This is a genomic window from Dietzia sp. CW19 (genome assembly GCF_014145265.1).
Classification (GTDB): Bacteria; Actinomycetota; Actinomycetes; order Mycobacteriales; family Mycobacteriaceae; genus Dietzia; species Dietzia natronolimnaea.
On sequence record NZ_JAALEE010000413.1, the window covers coordinates 1 to 2,471 of the forward strand.

3 protein-coding genes are annotated in these 2,471 nt (G+C 70.3%); 1 reads left to right on the plus strand and 2 read right to left on the minus strand.

Annotated elements, in window-relative coordinates; all coding sequences use genetic code 11:
• The coding region (locus G6021_RS12300; protein ID WP_347237959.1) for a TrmH family RNA methyltransferase at nt 1–508 on the minus strand (508 nt) is incomplete at its 3' end.
• A 12-nt stretch (nt 509–520) separates the two neighbouring features.
• On the minus strand, nt 521–1,990 hold the full coding sequence (locus G6021_RS12305; RefSeq protein ID WP_182616650.1) for an NCS2 family permease: 1,470 nt from the start codon (nt 1,988–1,990) through the stop codon (nt 521–523).
• Nucleotides 1,991–2,065: 75 nt separating this feature from the next.
• Between G6021_RS12305 and G6021_RS12310 the strand changes: the two genes are divergently transcribed.
• Complete coding sequence (locus tag G6021_RS12310; RefSeq protein ID WP_179524663.1) at nt 2,066–2,335, plus strand: DUF2530 domain-containing protein; 270 nt, start codon at nt 2,066–2,068, stop codon at nt 2,333–2,335.
• Nucleotides 2,336–2,471 lie beyond the last annotated feature (136 nt).

Sequence of the window (2,471 nt, forward strand, 5' to 3'; positions counted from 1 at the left end):
TCCGCCGGTAGAGAGGGTCCCCGGTGGCGGCGCCGAAGAGCACCCCGTCGACGCCGAGCGCCGCGCAGTTGCGGAAGATCGCCCCGAGGTTCTCGGGGTCGTTGACGCCCTCGAGCACCACGAGGGTCCGGGCACCGCCCACGACGGCGTCGACCTCGAGCGGCGTCGGCCGGTCGGCGGCGGCGAGGATGCCGCGGCTGGACCGGAACCCGATCACCTCGCTGAGCACGTCCTTGGTGGTGCGCAGGTACACGGCACCCCCGGCGCGCTCGTCGGCGTCCCAGCCCTCGGCGGCCGCCTCACGCCGCAGTTGCCGCAGGCGCGCGTCGGTCCCCAGCAGGACGTGCGGGCGGAACCGGGACAGCAGCATCCGACCCACCACGTAGGTACCCTCCGCGATCACCAGGCCCCTGCCGCCCGGCAGGTCGGGGCGACGGTCGGAGTGGTTGAGGTCGCGCAGATCGTCCAACCTGGGATCGGCGGGATCGGAGACGTCGACGACGAGCACTGCCCGCGCCGCTCAGGCCAGCAGGTCGGTGATGGGCCCGATCGCGAAGAACACGAGGAACGCCGCCGCGACCACCCACAGCAGCGGGTGCACGGACCGGGCCTTGCCGGTGGCGGTGGCCATCACGACCCAGGCCACGAACCCGATGCCGATGCCGTTGGCGATCGAGTAGGTGAACGGCATGGTGACGATCGTGAGGAAGGCCGGGAGCGCGATCGCGAAGCGCGTGAAGTCGATGTTGACGATCTGCGACATCATGAGTGCGCCGACCACCACGAGCGCGGGGGCCGCCGCCTCCACCGGGACGACCTCGTACAGCGGGGTGAAGAACATCGCGACGAGGAAGAGGGCACCGGTGACGATGTTCGCCAGGCCGGTGCGGGCGCCCTCGGCGATACCTGTGGCCGACTCGAGGAAGACCGTGTTGGACGACGACGAGGTGAAGCCACCCGCCACGGCACCGACGCCCTCGACCACGAGCGCGGTCTTCATGTTGGGCAGATTGCCCTTCTCGTCCATGAGCCCGGCCTCCTTGCCCAGCCCCGTGAAGGTGCCCATGGCGTCGAAGAAGTTGGCGAGCAGCAGGGTGAAGACGAACAGGCTGGCCGCCAGCGGACCGATCCGGACGAACGCGCCGAAGAGATCCACCTGCCCGATGAGGGACAGGTTGGGCAGCCCACCCAGGGTCTCGGGGATCCCCGGGACCGCGAGGTTCCACCCGGTGGGCGAGGGCTCACCGTCGACGAAGGACGGTCCGGCGTTCGCGACGGCCTCGACGATGATGGCCACGACGGTGGTGACCACGATGCCGATGAAGATGCCGCCGCGCACCTGCCGGGCCACGAGCACACCGCACAGCAGGAGCCCGAAGGCGAACACGGCGGTGGGCCACGAGGCGATCGACCCCTCGATCCCCAGTCCCACCGGGACCGTGGTGCCCGCGGCGTCGGGGAGTCGACGCACGAAACCGGAGTCGACGAAGCCGACCATGGCGATGAACAACCCGATGCCCACGGCGATCGCGGCCTTGAGGTCCGAGGGGATGGCGTCGAAGACGGCCTTGCGGAACCCGCTCACCGCCAGGATGACGATGATGATGCCCACGATGACGATCAGCCCCATGGCCTCGGCCCACGTGACCTGCCTGGCGATGGTGACCGCGACGAGGGAGTTGATCCCCAGGCCGGTCGCGAAGGCGAACGGGTAGCGGGCGATCGCGCCGAACGCCACCGTCATCACCCCCGCGGTGAAGGCGGTGACGGCGGCGATCTCGATGATCGACAGCTGGTTGCCCTCGACGTCGACACCCGAACCGAGGATCAGCGGGTTGAGCACGATGATGTAGGCCATCGCGAAGAAGCTGACCAACCCGCCGCGCACCTCGCGGGCCACCGTCGAACCGCGCTCACTGATCTTGAAGTACCGGTCGACGGCCCCGATCCGTACGGGGGACCGCGACGGGGCCCCGGCGCTCTGCGACATCTGGAGACCTTCCTGGCGGTGGGTGAGGAACCGTCATAGAGTAACCGGCCCCCCGCCTGCGGTAGCGTCGCGGTCATGACGGACAGCCCGGCAGAGCCGCAGGTGCCCCGGATCCCGGCCTACCTGCTGGACCCGCGGCCCGTCGTCCTCATCGGGACCCTCGCGTGGACGATCGCCCTCCTGGCCATGATGCTCATGGACGAGGTCGACATGCGAGCGGTGATCCTCTGCGCCGTGGGTGTGGGCGTGGGTGCGGTCGGCACACTCGTCTACGCGCTCCAGCGGCGTGCCGTCCTGCGCGGCAGTGCGGGCGCACAGGGCGGTCTCGACTTCGACCGCATCTGAGCTGTCGGCACCTGAGATGCCTGCGGGATCAGTCCTGACCGGCGGCGGGGGCCGGCGGGATCAGGGCTGGTCGGGACCGCCCGCCGGACCGGCCTGCCCCACCTCGTCGCCCTGCCCCACCTCGTCGCCCTGCTCA

What these genes read in the sequence shown, in the direction of transcription:
- G6021_RS12305 (WP_182616650.1), bottom strand. Translation starts at nt 1,990, where the DNA reads ATGTCGCAGAGCGCCGGGGCCCCGTCGCGGTCCCCCGTACGGATCGGG.
- G6021_RS12310 (WP_179524663.1), top strand. Translation starts at nt 2,066, where the DNA reads ATGACGGACAGCCCGGCAGAGCCGCAGGTGCCCCGGATCCCGGCCTAC.